This window comes from Rhizobium acidisoli, from assembly GCF_002531755.2.
Classification (GTDB): domain Bacteria; phylum Pseudomonadota; class Alphaproteobacteria; order Rhizobiales; family Rhizobiaceae; genus Rhizobium; species Rhizobium acidisoli.
In genome coordinates, this window is record NZ_CP034998.1 from 1,500,409 (window position 1) to 1,516,221 (window position 15,813).

Annotated in this window: 16 protein-coding genes and 2 tRNA genes; 11 read left to right on the forward strand and 7 right to left on the reverse strand. The window is 59.7% G+C overall.

Translation table 11 applies throughout. The annotated features are described in order from the left end of the window. Positions 1-64: 64 nt before the first annotated feature. The gene (locus CO657_RS07460; protein ID WP_054183257.1) at positions 65-976 is read right to left on the reverse strand and encodes a hypothetical protein; all 912 of its coding nucleotides are present in this window, start codon (positions 974-976) and stop codon (positions 65-67) included. 340 nt (positions 977-1,316) lie between these two features. On the opposite strand from CO657_RS07460, the gene CO657_RS37225 reads away from it, so the two are divergent. Further along, positions 1,317-1,496, forward strand: a complete 180-nt coding sequence (locus CO657_RS37225; RefSeq protein WP_003586986.1) for a hypothetical protein — start codon at positions 1,317-1,319, stop codon at positions 1,494-1,496. A gap of 377 nt (positions 1,497-1,873) precedes the next feature. Here CO657_RS37225 and CO657_RS07470 read toward each other — a convergent pair whose 3' ends face one another. Continuing rightward, positions 1,874-2,116 carry a hypothetical protein gene (locus tag CO657_RS07470; protein WP_003586985.1) on the reverse strand — a complete coding sequence of 81 codons (243 nt, stop codon included), beginning with the start codon at positions 2,114-2,116 and terminating at the stop codon, positions 1,874-1,876. A gap of 252 nt (positions 2,117-2,368) precedes the next feature. On the opposite strand from CO657_RS07470, the gene CO657_RS07475 reads away from it, so the two are divergent. Next, positions 2,369-2,683, forward strand: a complete 315-nt coding sequence (locus CO657_RS07475; protein WP_082366280.1) for a hypothetical protein — start codon at positions 2,369-2,371, stop codon at positions 2,681-2,683. Between the two features lie 320 nt (positions 2,684-3,003). Here CO657_RS07475 and CO657_RS07480 read toward each other — a convergent pair. Beyond that, positions 3,004-3,078 (reverse strand) — tRNA-Asn (locus tag CO657_RS07480). A gap of 117 nt (positions 3,079-3,195) precedes the next feature. Here CO657_RS07480 and CO657_RS07485 point away from each other — a divergent pair. After that, entirely contained in the window at positions 3,196-3,513 is a 318-nt protein-coding gene (locus CO657_RS07485) for a hypothetical protein (protein WP_054183256.1), read from the forward strand. Between the two features lie 100 nt (positions 3,514-3,613). Continuing rightward, on the forward strand, positions 3,614-3,958 hold the full coding sequence (locus CO657_RS07490) for a hypothetical protein (protein WP_054183255.1): 345 nt from the start codon (positions 3,614-3,616) through the stop codon (positions 3,956-3,958). On the opposite strand, the gene CO657_RS07495 is transcribed toward CO657_RS07490, so the two are convergent. Together CO657_RS07495 and CO657_RS07500 are read right to left on the reverse strand one after the other, a co-directional pair. Then, positions 3,945-4,280, reverse strand: a complete 336-nt coding sequence (locus CO657_RS07495) for a KTSC domain-containing protein (RefSeq protein WP_054183254.1) — start codon at positions 4,278-4,280, stop codon at positions 3,945-3,947. The two genes, CO657_RS07490 and CO657_RS07495, sit on opposite strands and share 14 nt — an antisense overlap. 140 nt (positions 4,281-4,420) lie before the next feature. Beyond that, a tRNA-Cys gene (locus CO657_RS07500) sits at positions 4,421-4,494 on the reverse strand. A 528-nt stretch (positions 4,495-5,022) separates the two neighbouring features. Between CO657_RS07500 and CO657_RS07505 the strand changes: the two genes are divergently transcribed. From CO657_RS07505 to exoR, 6 genes are all read left to right on the forward strand, one after another. Continuing rightward, positions 5,023-5,688 (forward strand): protein-L-isoaspartate O-methyltransferase family protein, encoded by a 666-nt coding sequence (locus tag CO657_RS07505; RefSeq protein ID WP_184696561.1) that lies wholly within the window; start codon positions 5,023-5,025, stop codon positions 5,686-5,688. 305 nt (positions 5,689-5,993) lie between these two features. Beyond that, positions 5,994-6,887, forward strand: a complete 894-nt coding sequence (locus tag CO657_RS07510) for a DUF2497 domain-containing protein (RefSeq protein ID WP_054183252.1) — start codon at positions 5,994-5,996, stop codon at positions 6,885-6,887. Positions 6,888-7,002: 115 nt separating this feature from the next. Then, a complete protein-coding gene (locus tag CO657_RS07515) occupies positions 7,003-9,846 on the forward strand; it encodes a valine--tRNA ligase (RefSeq protein WP_054183251.1) in 2,844 nt (947 codons plus the stop codon). A 400-nt stretch (positions 9,847-10,246) separates the two neighbouring features. After that, on the forward strand, positions 10,247-11,512 hold the full coding sequence (locus CO657_RS07520) for an OmpP1/FadL family transporter (RefSeq protein WP_054183250.1): 1,266 nt from the start codon (positions 10,247-10,249) through the stop codon (positions 11,510-11,512). Between the two features lie 141 nt (positions 11,513-11,653). Next, the gene (locus CO657_RS07525; protein ID WP_245292970.1) at positions 11,654-12,214 is read left to right on the forward strand and encodes a hypothetical protein; all 561 of its coding nucleotides are present in this window, start codon (positions 11,654-11,656) and stop codon (positions 12,212-12,214) included. 19 nt (positions 12,215-12,233) lie between these two features. After that, the gene (exoR, locus tag CO657_RS07530) at positions 12,234-13,037 is read left to right on the forward strand and encodes an exopolysaccharide production regulator ExoR (RefSeq protein WP_054183248.1); all 804 of its coding nucleotides are present in this window, start codon (positions 12,234-12,236) and stop codon (positions 13,035-13,037) included. 77 nt (positions 13,038-13,114) lie between these two features. On the opposite strand, the gene xth is transcribed toward exoR, so the two are convergent. Both xth and erpA read right to left on the reverse strand, forming a co-directional pair. Then, the gene (gene xth / locus CO657_RS07535) at positions 13,115-13,906 is read right to left on the reverse strand and encodes an exodeoxyribonuclease III (RefSeq protein WP_054183247.1); all 792 of its coding nucleotides are present in this window, start codon (positions 13,904-13,906) and stop codon (positions 13,115-13,117) included. A 125-nt stretch (positions 13,907-14,031) separates the two neighbouring features. Next, the gene (erpA, locus tag CO657_RS07540; protein ID WP_012557478.1) at positions 14,032-14,364 is read right to left on the reverse strand and encodes an iron-sulfur cluster insertion protein ErpA; all 333 of its coding nucleotides are present in this window, start codon (positions 14,362-14,364) and stop codon (positions 14,032-14,034) included. 222 nt (positions 14,365-14,586) lie between these two features. Here erpA and CO657_RS07545 point away from each other — a divergent pair, with 222 nt between their 5' ends. Further along, positions 14,587-15,804 carry a deoxyguanosinetriphosphate triphosphohydrolase gene (locus CO657_RS07545; protein ID WP_054183246.1) on the forward strand — a complete coding sequence of 406 codons (1,218 nt, stop codon included), beginning with the start codon at positions 14,587-14,589 and terminating at the stop codon, positions 15,802-15,804. The last annotated feature ends 9 nt before the right edge of the window (positions 15,805-15,813 follow it).

Below are 15,813 nucleotides of genomic sequence, written 5' to 3' on the forward strand. Positions count from 1 at the left end.
AACAAGACTGCATAAAACAGGGCGCGGGGCCTTTCGACCCCGCGCCCCCGTTTTTAGCCGGTTTTCAGAGCCGGCGTGCAACGATGAGATCTTCCTCTTCGTCGCGTTGCGATCCGCCAAACGCTGCGGCAGCAGAGGCGATGAAAGCCCCGATCAGAAGCGAGAGCGAGCCGAGCAGGGCCGTCGTGGAGGCCGCCTTGCGTGCCTCATCGGCAGCTTTCTGGGCGGCGACCTTGGCGTCGTCGATCCGCTTCAGCACCGTATCGACGCGGGTGCGTGCATCGGCTTCGGAAAGACCGGTTCGGGACGATACGATGGTGGCAAGATAGGCCTTGTCGTCATCGGGAATCTGGCCCTGGGCAGCGCCGTTGAGGAGGATGCGGGACACCTCGGATGTTGCCGCGGCATCATTGGACGTCGCCGCGGCGCGAGCCTGGTCAGGGCGCAGCAATGCGTCGGTAAAATAGGAAGTGGAAAGATCCACCGGCGAGGTTGCCGACGACGCTGCTGCCGTGCCGGCGGCCGTGGCAGTCGATCCCACGGCCGAGCCCACGGCTTGTGCACCCGCGCCGGCCAGCGAGGTCAGCGATGATGCGAGAAACCCGGCGACGAAGACGGTCGCCAGAGCCCAGCTTAGGAAACCATGCGCCGTGTCACGGAAGAAAACCTCGTCCGTGTGAACAGCCGCCCATTTCGTCCGCAGCCGGCCGGTAATATAGCCTCCGAGCGCCGAAGAGAGCCATTGCACGAGAACGAGCCAGATTGCCGCCGTCACGCCGAGTGTCCCGAGCGAACTGCTTTGCCCCGACCAGGGCGACACCATCGTCAGCCCGAGCCCGGATCCAAGCAGCAGAAGAATGAGGGTGACGCCAATGGCCGCGGCCGCACCCCCGAAGATAGGCCCCCATGTCATGGCCGATTTAGAGGATTCGACCGGAGTGGCAACCTCTCCGGAACCTGTCATTGAAACCGACATGATCTGTTCCTATCGCATAAACAGAGCAAGAAGGATGATGATAGGCAGTGGAACACCGAGCAGCCAAAGTAGAATACCGCGACCCATGAGAGACCTCCTGTCAAAGCTGACGTTACGTTGTTGATGCCACTCAACTTTTAACCGCGGTGTTTGTTCCCGGCCGCTTGATCATCGACGATCTTCAGACGCAGATTATAAAGATTGACGAAATCTAGGGCGCTCGCGCTAACGCCAACCGGGGAGCGCACCTATATCTTGGGTTCAAGCTGGGGAAATTCTCCCGTTACTCCCAAAGGCAGAAACTCATGGCTGCGTCACAGCGTAAATCGGAGAAGCATCGATGAACAGATTTCGGGCATTTGTCGCGGCCGGAGCAATCAGTCTTGCCTTTATCACTTCGGCCTGCTCGACAGCGCCGAATTCATATGGCTCGGCATCGGGATATCAGCCGGGAGATTCCTTGAACCCGGCCTGCGCCGATGGCTTCCGACCCGGCGACGGCCGTTCGTGCAGCTATTAGAAGCGCTCGGCTCTCGTCCGCTAAGAGCGGCAGCTGGTGGCGATAGTATTGTTCGAAAGGGAGTGCGAGCGCGGTTCCCACACTCCAATGATCAAGAGAGAACGGCCACGTGATCTCGTGGCAGCGACGTGACGTCAATCTGCCGCCCGACCCCATTCTTAAGTTAATGGCGGTCGCGTCCTGCCGCAGTCTCTATACCATCAAATCGGGAACGCAAAGATGGCCGGTTCGTCGCTTGTTGCTTTCGTTAAAGGCGAACGCCCGGACGACTCAGCCCCGGAGTAATCAACTTCGATAAACGCCGGCGCCCCTGCGGGTGGACACGACCGCGGCGCTGTTCTCTTGCGACCTGGATCTTTGGGTCGATTCCAACAATGTCACTGGCCGCGGGGCAAGGCATCGATCAACTGGTGCACCTTATCGGTTGCGTAGACGATATCCTCGCGGGGCAAATGCACCGTGATTTCGATCTCCTGCCATCGACCGCCATTATTTCTAGCGTAACTCACAGCTGCCTGTAGAGATTTGAATTCAACTGCGGGCGCGCCGGCGATCCAGAACTGCACGGTGCAATCGGCTTCGCAATAGTCGGAGAGTGCTTTGAGCGGGTCTAGGGCCATGCCGATGGGCTCTACACCTTTGGTGGTTCTTTGGCTACCGCACGTGAAGCGCCGCCGCTGTTTTCGAGTCGCGCAATCCGCGCCACATTGACGTGACCTCCGCTCCTCCAACACCGATGGCCGGCGCGATCACCACTCCTTCCGACACTGGTGCGCGACGGCTGGCGACGTTCTGGAAATTCCACAGGGGAGAGCCGTTCACGCCAGGTTAATGCGTATTAACCCAGACTCGGGGCCTGAAAGGATGCGCCGATGAAAAAGCTTTTTCCCGTAGTCGCAGCCACAGTCTTGGCTGCATGTTTCGCGCTGCCGCTAAACGCCATGCCGAATTTCGTGCCGAAACCGGTAGCAATGCACACCGCCGACGTCGAGCAGGTCAAGGACCGTCGCCACGGTAATGGACATGCGTATGGCCACTGGAAGAAAAGCCGGTACGCTTACCGCGACTGCCGGTATTACGGCTCGTGCTATCGTCCTCGGCACTACGGCTATCGTGATTATTACGGCTATCGCGACGATTACCCCTATCGTCGTCGATCAGCTGTGACCGTGTATTTCAATTTTTAGTCGGCAGTGCTCCGGCCCCTTGAAGCCGGCGATCTGACCTCACCACCACAGCAGCCCGTCGAGCTACCAACTCGGCGGGCGTCTTGTTTCCGGCGCCTGAACAAAGAAAAAGGTCGGGGCGATTGCTCGCGCCGACCTTCTTTGATTGCATCAGCGCGGTGCCAGTACATCCGTGGTCACCAGCAAAAGCTATCCGATGGATTGAATTTATGCGCCTTGTGAATTTTCGCAAGGATTAGGGTATGCTGATTTAGAGCTAAAAGTGAAAAGAAAACGCCTGTCTTCGGATTTCTCAACGAAACGGGCGATTAACTTGAAAATGGCTCCCCGGGCCGGATTCGAACCGGCGACCTGTCGATTAACAGTCGAATGCTCTACCGCTGAGCTACCAGGGATCACTGCTTGGCGCGGTGTGAGTGGGCTAATACAAATGCTTGCCCGATTTGCCAAGCGGTTTTTTCAAAAAAATGAAATGAACTTGTATTTGGGTTGTCTGTGCCCATCTCTGGGGAATGACGAACCGGAATGAGCGCGAAGACACGAGAGGCGGCGAAAAGCCTAGGAAGCGGGCAGGGCGCTTCGGCATCGATCATGCAAGCGGCAGGCTTATGCTCGGCTCCTTCAGCATCGGCATGCCGCGCTCCCGCATCGCGCGGATGGCGATCGGCATCGCCCTCATTCTATGCGGGTTCCTGGGCTTCCTGCCGATCCTGGGCTTCTGGATGCTGCCGCTCGGCTTCCTTGTGCTCTCGCATGATCTGCCTGTCGCGCGCCGGCTTCGGCGGCGGCTGGCGGTCTGGTGGCACAGGCGGCGGAAGCCGGCTGGCTGAGAGCAGCCGGGGAGCGGTCACGGAACAGCGAAAGGATTCTCGCCTCCGTGGTTTATGGATTGTAAAATGCGAGAACGCGTCAAAATGGTCAGGTGAGGACATGAAGGCATTTTTTGTTGTCGCCCTGTCGGCGGCGACGATTCTCTCAGGCGTTCCCGCCCAAGCCCAGGCCGTCGACAGCCGGGGTTTTGACGCTCGCGGCATCTGCCGCCGTCCCGAGGGCTGCATGGTCGATCCCGGCCAGGGCGGCAGCTATAACGGGCCGCGCAACTATCGCAATTTCAACGGCCGGAACGAGCGTGACGGCAATAACGATCGCGGCCGAGACGATCGCCGCTATCGCAACCAGAACAGAAGCGACAATGTCGACGGCCATACCAACCGCGTGGCCGTAGCCTCTATCACCGTTCAGCCGTGTGCATCGCCGACGTCTAGTTGGCTCTGAGTTCGCTTTCCTCGAAAACGCCGTTAGGTCGCTGATCGAGGCTGGTCACCATCAGCAGGCTGGAGACGGCAAGGAGGAGGGCGAGCTTCAGCGCGTAGGAAAGGGAGAGTTGATGTCGGCGGGCCGATGAGACGCGGGAAGGCGCAACATAATATTTGTAGTAGAAGTGCGGATCGCTCGTTTCCAGCAGGTTCTGGTAGACGTGCGGCGGAATGTCCGCATGTTTCACCGGTGGAGAACCCGGGAATTTTACATGAAGGTCACGGCTGTCGGCATCATAGGCCGCATGCACGTGCTTCGATTTGAGGGCAGCCCAATCCATTGCAGCTCCTATCACCCTCCCGGTGGCAATATGAGGCCTGCAAAACGATCGTCAAGCTGACAATTTGCTTCAAATGCAATCACTACCGCATCGCTGAACGAGCCGCATTTCAGGCAGACTATGTCGTGTGGGAGAAATATTGGAGGCCTCGCCCGGAATTGAACCGGGGTACAAGGATTTGCAGTCCTCTGCGTCACCACTCCGCCACGAGGCCTCACGGGCTCGTTATCAGAGCCGTGGCGAGCGTTTAGAATGATCGTAAGGAAATCGCAAGGGGGCATTTCGGAAAAACGCCATTCTGCGGCTGCTCAACACGTCATTTCTCTACCGCGGATTGGCACGGGTGCTGACTAGATTTCCATGCCAAATTCGCCGGCATAAATTGCGGCAAGACGCCATGGCGGTATCTCAGAGCGCCTCGGCACCTCTATCACTTCAAGGTCGTTTCGCCGTCCAGCAGCCCGCAGCAGAAGATGCCGATGAGCGCTGCGACGATGAAAAAATCGAACAGCGTCAGATATTCGAAAATCGCAGACATGGCCTGCTCCTCCTATTTCCTCCGCTGAAAATCATAACATGAAGGGGAAGGGAATTCCACGTTTGCGTGCAGGGCCTCATTGCCTCTGTTGCGCGGAAGAAGCGCCTGCCGGATTCTTTTCGCCGGCGGCTGCCAAGCCTTGAAAGCATCGGTGGCGGGGATTAAGAGACGAAAGACAGGAACCGCTTTCAAGAGCGAGAGGACATGATGGATTTCGAAGCAGCGCGCGCAAAGATGGTCGACACCCAGGTCCGCACGACGGACGTTACCTCGCATTCCGTGCTGACGGCGTTTCTCACGGTCCCGCGTGAGGCATTCGTGCCGGAGAAGTCGAAGCTTCTGGCTTACATCGACAACGATGTCGAGATATCGGCCGCCGCACCCGGAAAGCCGGCGCGCTTCCTGATGGAGGCATCGCCGCTCGCCAAGCTGCTGCAACTGGCCGCAATCACCAAGGATGATTTCGTCCTCGAAGTCGGTAGCGGCACTGGTTACACATCGGCGCTGCTGTCGATCATTGCCGGCTCCGTCATCGCGCTTGAATGCGACGAGGCACTGGCCGCCGAGGCGAAGACCCAGCTCGCCGGCTACGCCAAGGTAGAGGTGGTCACCGGACCGCTCGAAAAGGGCTATGCTGCCGGCGCTCCCTATGATCTGATTTTTGTCAACGGCTCTGTCGAGGAGGTGCCCGCAGCCCTTCTCGCTCAGTTGCGCGATGGCGGTCGTCTGATCACAGTCGAAGGTTACGGCAATGCCGCCCGCGCCAAGGTGTTCGTCGCCGAGCGCGGTGCCGTTTCGGAGAACGTCTTCTTCAATGCCTCTGTCAAGCCGCTGCCGGGTTTCGCCAAGGCGCGCGAATTCGTTTTCTGACGCCGTTTGCCGATGGACCAGCAACGGGCGCCACTGGCGCCCGTTTTTATTGAAGCGCAGCCGCGTCTTCTCCGGCGCCCACAGGACGCTGCAACAGTTTGAATCTACGCATCGCCGGAAAGCCTTCACAAACATAATTTATCCTGAGGCTGCCCGGTCGCAAACATCGGGTAACAAAACTGTGCATGGCCGCATTCATTTGATTCGCGATGATTTTTTTCACGTCTGAGGTATTCTAAGGTCGCGGTGATTCGGATGACCGCTCCACATCGTCCGGTCGTTGTTTTTGGATAACGGGGATAGAAATGGCTCAGCCAAGTGTAGCGCGTGAACCGTCCATGGAAGAAATTCTGGCCTCCATCCGCCAGATCATCGAAAGCAATGAGCCGGGCGCCGGCAAAGCGATTTCCGCATCTCTGCCGCCGGTTTACGGCGCCGATGAGGATGAGAACGGTTCCGAAATCCATCTAACGGTGGATGACACCTATGCCGGCGTGGAGTTCCCCGAACCGGCCATGCGCTCCTCCGATCCGCGTTTCGTCGCCGCCAACTCGGCCGGCACCGCCCCCGAAGCTGAAGTGCCGGCCCGCGCCCTGTCGCTTGCCGATGTCGCCGCCCGCGTGCGCGCCGCTTCCGAGCGTAGCGCCGTACAGGCCGGTCAGGCATTGCGTGAAATTCCGAGCGGCTTCCGTCAGCCTGAACCGCAGCCGGCCATCATGCCGGAGCCGCCGCGCGCGGCTGCACCGCAGCCGCAGCCGACGCAGCCTGTTTTCCCCCCGGCGACCGTAGCGCCGGTTCCCCAGGCTGCGATCGAGCAGCCAGCCGAGCCGGTATTTGCGGAAGCACCGCGGGTCCAAGTCACCGCATCGGCGCCTCCAGTCGCCGAACCCGCCGCCGCGGTCGAAACGACGTTGCCGCCTTTGGAATCCGCTCAGTCCTCGGCCGAAGCTTTCCTGCCGAGCCTTGTGGATGAGGTTCAGCCGACCCTGCTTTCGGAGAACGCCGGCCTGCAGATCAGCCGCTCCTTCGAGGAGCTTGCCGCCGCCATCGACGGTGCGGAGCGCCGCTCGCTAGACGAGATCGCCGAGGATATGCTGCGCCCGATGCTGCGCGAATGGCTTGATGATAATCTGCCGACGCTGGTCGAGCGGCTGGTGCGCGAGGAAATCGAGCGCGTGGCGCGCGGCCCGCGCCGCTGATCGGATTGCTTTTTCCTGAAAAGCCGCTCCGGTCTCCGGGGCGGCTTTTTTATTGACTTGCCCGTGCCCATCCTATTTACAAACGCCATCCTCGAACCTCGAAATTGGTCAGAAAATGCTCGACAAGACCTATGATTCTGCTGCCGTCGAACCCAAAATCGCCGCGAAATGGGATGAGGAGGACGCTTTCCGCGCCGGCGCGAACGCCAAGCCCGGGGCCGAGACCTTCACCATCGTGATCCCGCCGCCGAATGTCACCGGTTCGCTGCACATGGGCCATGCGCTGAATAACACGCTGCAGGACATCATGGTGCGCTTCGAGCGTATGCGCGGCAAGGATGTGCTCTGGCAGCCGGGCATGGACCATGCCGGCATCGCCACGCAGATGGTCGTCGAGCGCAAGCTGATGGAACAGCAACTGCCCGGCCGCCGCGAAATGGGCCGTGAAGCCTTCATCGACAAGATCTGGGAATGGAAGGCTGAATCGGGTGGCCTGATCTTCAACCAGCTGAAGCGCCTGGGCGCCTCATGCGACTGGTCGCGCGAACGCTTCACCATGGACGAGGGGCTGTCGCAGGCGGTTCTCGAGGTTTTCGTCACGCTCTACAAGGAAGGCCTGATCTACAAGGACAAGCGCCTCGTCAATTGGGACCCCAAACTGCTGACTGCTATCTCCGACATGGAAGTCGAGCAGCACGAGATGAAGGGCCATCTCTGGCATCTGCGCTATCCGCTCGAGCCGGGCGTCACCTATCAATATCCGATCGCCTTCGATGAGGAGGGTAAGCCGACCGAATTCGAGACGCGCGACTATATCGTCGTCGCGACGACGCGGCCCGAGACGATGCTGGGCGATACCGGTGTTGCCGTGAACCCCGAAGACGAGCGTTACAAACCGATCGTCGGCAAACATGTCATTCTGCCGATCGTCGGCCGCAAGATTCCGATCGTCGCCGATTCCTATGCCGACCCGACGGCCGGCACCGGCGCAGTGAAGATCACGCCTGCGCATGATTTCAACGACTTCGAGGTCGGCAAGCGCGCGAAGCTGCGGGCCATCAACGTCATGAACGTCGATGCCACGATTGCCATCAAGGACAACGAGGATTTCCTCGAAGGTCTCGACAATCCGGCCGCGCTGCATGGCGCATGGGACCGCCTGGAAGGGCAGGACCGTTTCTATGCGCGCAAGATCATCGTCGAGATTTTCGAAGAGGCTGGCCTTCTCGACAAGATCGAGCCGCACAAGAATATGGTTCCGCACGGCGACCGCGGCGGCGTTCCGATCGAGCCGCGGCTGACCGAACAATGGTTTGTTGATAACAAGACATTGGGCCAGCCCGCGCTGGAATCCGTTCGCGAGGGAAAAACCAGGTTCATTCCCAGGAACTGGGAAAACACCTATTTCAACTGGCTGGAGAACATCGAGCCGTGGTGCATTTCCCGCCAGCTCTGGTGGGGACATCAGATTCCCGCCTGGTATGGCCCGGACGGTCAGGTCTTCGTCGAAAAGACCGAGGAAGAGGCGCTGCAGGCGGCGATCCAGCACTACCTCTCGCATGAGGGGCCGATGAAGGCCTATGTCGAGGACCTGCTCGAAAACTTCGAGCCGGGCGAGATCCTGACGCGGGACGAGGACGTGCTCGACACTTGGTTCTCCTCCGCGCTCTGGCCCTTCTCGACGCTCGGCTGGCCCGACCAGACGCCGGAACTCGCGCGCTATTATCCGACGAGTGTTCTGGTCACCGGTTTCGATATCATCCCGTTCTGGGTCGTCCGCATGATGCAGATGGGCCTGCATTTCATGAAGGACGAGAACGGCGATCCCGTCGAACCCTTCCACACGATCTACATTCACGCGCTGGTGCGCGACAAGAATGGGCAGAAGATGTCGAAGTCCAAGGGCAACGTCATCGATCCCCTGGAACTGATCGACGAATACGGCGCCGATGCGCTGCGTTTCACCCTGGCAATCATGGCGGCGCAGGGCCGTGACGTAAAGCTCGATCCGGCCCGCATCGCCGGCTACCGCAATTTCGGCACCAAGCTCTGGAACGCCACGCGTTTCGCTGAGATGAACGGGGCCAAGAGCGATCCGCATTTCGTGCCTGAGGCGGCTGAACTCACGATCAACCGCTGGATCCTGACGGAGCTTGCCCGTACGGAACGTGACGTTACGGAAGCACTCGAAGCCTTTCGCTTCAACGATGCCGCCGGCGCGCTCTACCGCTTTGTCTGGAACCAGGTCTGCGACTGGTATCTCGAGCTTTTGAAGCCGGTCTTCAACGGCGAGGACGAGGGCGCCAAGGCCGAGGCTCAGGCCTGCAGCGCCTACATCCTCGAAGAGATCTACAAGCTGCTGCATCCCTTCATGCCCTTCATGACCGAAGAGCTCTGGGCGCATACGGCCGGCGAGGGCAAAGAGCGCGATACGCTGGTCTGCCACGCCGAATGGCCTTCACCCTCCTATGCCGATAACGGGGCCGCCGACGAGATCAACTGGCTGATCGACCTCGTCTCCGGCATCCGCTCGGTGCGCGCTGAGATGAACGTGCCGCCGTCGGCCACCGCTCCGCTGGTCGTCGTCAAGGCCAACAACCTGACGCGCGAAAGGCTGTTCCGCCATGACGCCGCCATCAAGCGGCTTGCGCGTGTCGAGGCGATATCGCTGGCCGCCGATGCGCCGAAGGGCGCCGCTCAGATCGTCGTCGACGAGGCCACCATCTGCCTGCCGCTCGGCAATCTGATCGACCTTTCCGCTGAAAAGGCTCGGCTTGAAAAGGCTATCGGCAAAATGGAAGGAGAGATCTCGCGCATCGACGGTAAGCTCTCCAACGAGAAGTTCGTCGCCAATGCCAATCCCGAGGTTGTCGAGGCTGAGCGCGAGCGCCTCGAGGAATTGAAGGGGCAGATCGCCAGCCTGAAGACCGCACTCGCCAGGGTGAGCGAAGCCGGATAAGTTTCATCGCCCGTTTTGGTAAGTTATTTCAAAGACGCGCTCCGCGAGGGGCGCGTCTTTCTGTCGTTTTGGGCGCGCGTGATTCGGTCTTGAAAGCGGCTGATTTCAGGCGCCGAGCCTGTGGATTGTGGCTCCAAGCGCCTCCCGCGGGCGAAAACTGTCACTGTTGTCGGATTGATACAGCTTCCACAATGTGTGGAATGAAAACCCAAAACCCCATCTGAAAGCCGGCAACTCTGGAATAAAATTTTATTAACCAGATTTTTTGACGTGTCCGTCAATTTCTTTACGTAAGTTGGCCAATGTAATGCCTGGGAATGCCGCCGTGGGGCGCGTTGCCATGTCGAGCGAACACTTACTAGAGTGGCGTCACATCAATTGCTGGAGTGGGGGAGACACAATGGCATCGCGTAGGTTTTCCAAGGGCGTAACGTCGCTCGTTCTTCTTTCGTCGCTTGCATCGCCGGCCTTCGCCGGCGGCCTGGAGCGCGGCGGCTACAATATCGATCAGCTGTTCGATACGTCGCCTTTCTCGTTTCAGTCGGGCGTTACCTATGTCACGCCGCAGCGCAGGCTGAAGGACGTCCGTGACACGAACACCTCCGTCTTAACGGGGGGTGGCAATCTCAATACCCGCCCGAACAGTGCCGACGACACCTCAAATTACACCATTCCTTACATCGGCTTTAAGGCCGGTTTCGCCGATGCAGTCGACTGCCTTGTCGACTATTCCGTACCCTTCGGCGGGCATACCGACCCGGGTTCGAACTGGGCTGGCGCCAACAACAACATCGAGACGGAAATCAAAACCCGCAACTACGGCGGCACTTGCTCCTATCGTTTTGATATGGGTCCCGGACAGCTTCGCTTCATTGGCGGCGCTTTCTATCAGGAAGTTGAAGGTTTCAAAGAGCGTCTGGTTTCAACGCTTCCGGTTTTGCTCGGCACCGGCACCGGCGTTGGCCGCCTCGATCTCGAAGACAGCGGCTGGGGCTGGCGCGCCGGCGTGGCCTACGAGATTCCGGAATATGCGATGCGTGCGAGCCTCGTCTATAACAGCCGCGTCAAGTACGACAACCTGACCGGGACTGTTGATCTCCGTCAGGTTCCAATCGTGCCGATATATGGCGGCAAAATCACCAACGTCTTCGGCTCCGCCGAAGCGCCGGATTCGCTGGAGATGAAGCTGCAAAGCGGCATCGCTCCGGATTGGCTTGCCTTCGGATCGGTCAAGTGGACGAACTGGAGTGTTCTGCAGTCCGTGCCCTTCTGCCCGACGTCGACGAAGGGCGTGGCCGCCTGCACAGCGGGCGGCGCTACGGAACTCACTTCGCTCGACCTTCTCTATCGTGACGGGTGGACCATCTCCGGCGGCGTGGGCCACAAGTTCAACGATCAGTGGGCCGGCGCAGTCAGCGTCACGTGGGACCGCGGCACCAGTCAGGGTTATGGCGCACAGACCGACAGCTGGACTCTCGGTCTCGGCGCCGCCTATACGCCGACCGAACATATCGAATGGCGTTTTGCCGGGGCCGTTGGCGTATTGACGAGCGGTTCGTCCGGCACCTTCGAGTATAATGGCCAGACCTATGGCGACGATGTCTCCTATTCGTTTGGCAACGATCTGGTCGCGGCACTGTCGACGAGCCTAAAGATCAAGTTCTAATTCCCCGATCTGAAGAATTGAGGAGCCCGGCATCGCCGGGCTCTTCTTTATTGACGGCCGTTAATCATGCCATTTTCTGATCCCGTTTTGTGACGATTCCGCAACACTTTTTTACGACGATTGGCGTAAGGTGGCAGCGGGGTGAAATTGTCCATTTCCCGCCACAAAGAGAGCGCAGCGCTATTGGCAGGCGAGGAGATGGGCAGGCTTACGGTGCGTGTAAATAGTAGCATGGGTCGATTTTTTTCCGGTAACACCAGATCGCGCGAAACGATTGGCGGCAATCGTTTGATTGTGGTCGATTCGCTTTCTGGACAGGGCTGTTCCGGCCGCCAATCCGGCCTCGCGGCGGCGCCGTTGAGCCGTTCGTTGTCGCCGTTTTCGGCCCGCTCGGATGCGCGGCTCGGCTTTGCCGGAGATGTCGATACCGCTTTCGTCACATTTGCCATTTACGAATATGGTGAAGGCAGGAAGGCGGATGCCGCGCCTGCCGAAAGAGTGCCACGGAGATTGCAGTCGGGCCATGCCGGGAGCCGGGTGGTTCTGAATGATGCGCTGAGAATTCGGCCTTCGAGAGAAGGCCACTGGGCTGGATGCGACGCGGGCAAAGGAGCCATGGAGCTCGCCGCGGGATCGCTCGCCTCGACGAAATACATCCGCGGAATGCACGGCGCGAGCGCCGCTGCCTCCTGCCTGCGATGAGCGAAAGAAATCGGTTGAAATGGTGACGTCCGAGTTCAAACTGTTCAAATTCATGCTGATGGGCATGTCTATGGCCGTAGCGCTGTCGCTGTCCGGCCCGGTCCGCGCATTCGACATCAAGGCGGGCGTCAGCAAGGAATCCGGCCCCTTCGATCTCTTCAAGTTCGGCTTCAAAGCCTATAAGAACGGACAGAAGGAAGAGGCGGTCGAAGCCTATAAATACGCTGCCGAAAAGGGCCATACCGGCTCGCGCTGGGCGCTTGCCAACATGTATGCCGATGGCGACGGCGTGACGCAGGATGATTTCGAAGCCTTCAAGATTTACAGCGAGATCGCCCAACAGGGCGTCGAGCCCGGCTCGGAAGATACCGGCTTCTTCGTCAACGCGCTGCTCTCGCTCGCCAATTATTACAAACACGGCATATCAGGCAGTCCGGTCCGGATCGACCTCACCCAGGCACGCCAGCTTTATTTTCAGGTGGCCTCAACCTTTGGCGTCCCCGAGGCGCAGTTCCAGCTGGCGCAGATGATGCTGGCCGGCGAGGGCGGCAATGCCAGCCCGCAGCAGGCGAAGAAATGGCTGAACCAGGCCCGCAAGAGCGGTCATCCCGGCGCCATGGCGGTCTTCGGCAATATTCTTTTCGACGAAGGCCAGTCGGCCCGCGGCCTGGCGATGATGACGGCCGCACTCGACCGCTGCAAGCCCAAGGATTGCGGCTGGATGGAAGCGTTGCAGGAGCAGGCCTTCTCGGTTGCCAACGAGGCCGACCGCCGCACGGCGATGTCCCTCTCGCACAGCATCGCCAGTGGCTCCGACGACTAATGCATGTCGCCCGGAAGTGTGCAGCGGTTCCGGGATAAACGACATGCATCGCGACGCGCTTTAAAGCGGCAATAAACTCAGGCTGCGAAATCGAAATAGGCGATCACAGGCACGTGGTCGGACGGTTTCTCCCAAGCCCGCACATGTTTTTCGATCGCAGCCGACGTCATCCGGTCGGCGGCCTCAGGCGACAGCAGCAGATGGTCGATGCGGATGCCGTTGTTCTTCGGCCAGGCGCCGGCCTGGTAGTCCCAGAAGGAATAGAACTGCGTCGCATCCGTCGTCGCGCGCACAGCATCCGTCAGCCCGAGATTTTCGAGCCGGCGGAACGCCTCCCGCGTCTGCGGCAGAAACAGCGCATCACTTTCCCAGACCTTGGGATCGAAGCAGTCGTGCGGTTCCGGGATGACATTGTAATCGCCGGCAAGCACCAGCATCTCCTCATAGGCCAGCCGCTCGGCGGCAAAGCTCCGCAGGCGCTCCATCCAGGCGAGCTTGTAGGGATATTTCTCCGTGTCGACAGGATTGCCGTTCGGCAGGTAGATGCAGCAGACACGCAGGATGCGTGTGTCGGGCAGCGTGAACACGGCTTCGAGGAAACGCGACTGTTCGTCCAGCGGATCGCCGGGCAGGCCGCGGTTCACTTCCGAAGGCGAAGTCTTGGAGAGGATCGCCACACCATTGAAGCCCTTCTGGCCGTGTGTTTCGACGTGATAGCCGAGCGCCTCGATCTCCAGCCTGGGAAAACCTTCGTCGACCGTCTTGATCTCCTGCAGGCAGACGATATCCGGATCTGAATCCTTGAGCCATTGCGTGAGATTGTCGATGCGCGCCTTGACGCCGTTGATGTTCCAGGTCGCGATCTTCATCTCTCTGTCCTGTTTAGCTTCGTGCGCTTCTTTTATCGCGGTCTTTCACCGGCGAACAAGCCGATAAACCGGCCGGAAGTAAACTTCGGCCGGTTCGATGGGGACAACGCTCTATGTTCAGATATTCAGATCGAGAAGCTGGTGCCGCAGCCGCAGCTTGCCACTGCGTTCGGGTTCTTGATCTGGAAGGATTGACCGAGCAGATTGTCGACGAAGTCGATCTCCGAACCCGCCATGTAGACCAGCGAAAGGCTGTCGATCAGCACCTTGGCGTCGTTCTTCTCGACGACCACGTCGTCATCGCCGGCGCTGTCGGCAAGATCGAACTTGTAGGAAAAGCCCGAACAGCCGCCGCCTTCGACGGAGACGCGCAGCGCGCTCTTGCCGGCCTCGGCGCCGACGATCGCAGCGATACGCTTTGCGGCGGCATCTGAAAGGGTTACACTCGTATCCGTCATATTTCCTCCTGCCGGGGTCAAGATCCGGAGAGAATGGGTTTTGGCACTTGAATGTTCAAATGCCTGATATCAAACAAACTTATCATGATCCTCGGAAAAAGGCCATGATGCACCGAGGGGGTTGAGAAAGCGCCTCTTTGCCGTTTCTTCGGGCTATAGGTATGAAGAGCGCAAAGCGGCGTCAATGGGCAGATGCGGCAACATGCAGGATGACGGTGAAGAATGACGATCGATACGCGTGCTTTAGGTTTCGGCAGCAGTGACAGGGCGGTCTTTGCGGCAGACCCCTGGACGAGCCGCGGGCGGCTCTATCGGGAGGACGGCAGTCCGACGCGCTCCGATTTCCAGCGCGACCGCGACCGCATCGTCCATACCACCGCCTTCCGCCGGCTGAAGCACAAGACCCAGGTCTTCATCGCTCAAGACGGCGATCACTACCGCACCCGGCTGACGCATACGATCGAGGTGGCGCAGATCGCCCGCGCGCTTGCCCGCGCCCTGAAGCTTGACGAGGATCTGGCCGAGGGCGTGGCCCTGGTGCACGATTTCGGCCACACGCCGTTCGGTCACACCGGCGAGGACGCGCTGCACGAGGTGCTGCTGCCCTATGGCGGCTTCGACCACAATGCCCAATCGCTGCGCATCGTGACCAAGCTGGAGCGGCGTTATGCCGAATTCGACGGCATCAACCTGACATGGGAAAGCCTCGAAGGCCTGGTCAAGCACAATGGTCCGCTGTTGACGCCGGATGGCGTGGGCACACGCGGCCCGGTTCCACAGCCGATCCTCGATTATTGCGAACTGCACGATCTCGAGCTTGCGACCTATGCCAGCCTCGAGGCCCAGGTCGCGGCGATTGCCGACGACATCGCCTACAACACCCACGATATCGACGACGGCCTGCGCTCCGGCTACCTGACTTTCGACATGCTGGAGGAAATCCCGTTCCTTGCCGGGCTGATGGCCGAGGTGAGGGCGCGATACCCGCATCTGGAGCCGAGCCGCTTCACCCATGAGATCATGCGGCGGCAGATCACCCGCATGGTCGAAGACGTGATCGCCGTCGCGCAGGAGCGCCTTTCGCTGCTGCGCCCCGAGAGCGCCGCCGACATCCGCGCTGCCGACCGGGTCATCGCCACGTTCTCAAGTCGAATGGCCGAAACCGATAGCCAGATCAAGGCGATGCTCTTCAAACGCATCTACCGCAATCCCGATATCATGCGCATCCGCGCCGGTGCCGCCCAGATCGTCACCGATCTCTTTGCCGCCTACATGGCCAATCCCAAGGAGATGCAAAGCCATTACTGGGTCGATCATATCGCCGGCCTCGCCGATGCGCCGAAGGCCCGCCACGTCGGCGATTATCTGGCCGGCATGACCGACACCTATGCGATCAGCGCCCACAGGCGATTGTTTGACCACACTCCGGATTTGCGATAGGCAGCGGTC

What these genes read in the sequence shown, in the direction of transcription:
- CO657_RS07485 (WP_054183256.1), top strand. Translation starts at nt 3,196, where the DNA reads ATGACGAACCGGAATGAGCGCGAAGACACGAGAGGCGGCGAAAAGCCT.
- CO657_RS07490 (WP_054183255.1), top strand. Translation starts at nt 3,614, where the DNA reads ATGAAGGCATTTTTTGTTGTCGCCCTGTCGGCGGCGACGATTCTCTCA.
- CO657_RS07470 (WP_003586985.1), bottom strand. Translation starts at nt 2,116, where the DNA reads ATGGCCCTAGACCCGCTCAAAGCACTCTCCGACTATTGCGAAGCCGAT.
- CO657_RS07510 (WP_054183252.1), top strand. Translation starts at nt 5,994, where the DNA reads ATGGCTCAGCCAAGTGTAGCGCGTGAACCGTCCATGGAAGAAATTCTG.
- CO657_RS07515 (WP_054183251.1), top strand. Translation starts at nt 7,003, where the DNA reads ATGCTCGACAAGACCTATGATTCTGCTGCCGTCGAACCCAAAATCGCC.
- CO657_RS07460 (WP_054183257.1), bottom strand. Translation starts at nt 976, where the DNA reads ATGTCGGTTTCAATGACAGGTTCCGGAGAGGTTGCCACTCCGGTCGAA.
- CO657_RS07475 (WP_082366280.1), top strand. Translation starts at nt 2,369, where the DNA reads ATGAAAAAGCTTTTTCCCGTAGTCGCAGCCACAGTCTTGGCTGCATGT.
- exoR (WP_054183248.1), top strand. Translation starts at nt 12,234, where the DNA reads ATGGTGACGTCCGAGTTCAAACTGTTCAAATTCATGCTGATGGGCATG.
- xth (WP_054183247.1), bottom strand. Translation starts at nt 13,906, where the DNA reads ATGAAGATCGCGACCTGGAACATCAACGGCGTCAAGGCGCGCATCGAC.
- CO657_RS37225 (WP_003586986.1), top strand. Translation starts at nt 1,317, where the DNA reads ATGAACAGATTTCGGGCATTTGTCGCGGCCGGAGCAATCAGTCTTGCC.
- erpA (WP_012557478.1), bottom strand. Translation starts at nt 14,364, where the DNA reads ATGACGGATACGAGTGTAACCCTTTCAGATGCCGCCGCAAAGCGTATC.
- CO657_RS07545 (WP_054183246.1), top strand. Translation starts at nt 14,587, where the DNA reads ATGACGATCGATACGCGTGCTTTAGGTTTCGGCAGCAGTGACAGGGCG.
- CO657_RS07505 (WP_184696561.1), top strand. Translation starts at nt 5,023, where the DNA reads ATGATGGATTTCGAAGCAGCGCGCGCAAAGATGGTCGACACCCAGGTC.
- CO657_RS07495 (WP_054183254.1), bottom strand. Translation starts at nt 4,280, where the DNA reads ATGGATTGGGCTGCCCTCAAATCGAAGCACGTGCATGCGGCCTATGAT.
- CO657_RS07520 (WP_054183250.1), top strand. Translation starts at nt 10,247, where the DNA reads ATGGCATCGCGTAGGTTTTCCAAGGGCGTAACGTCGCTCGTTCTTCTT.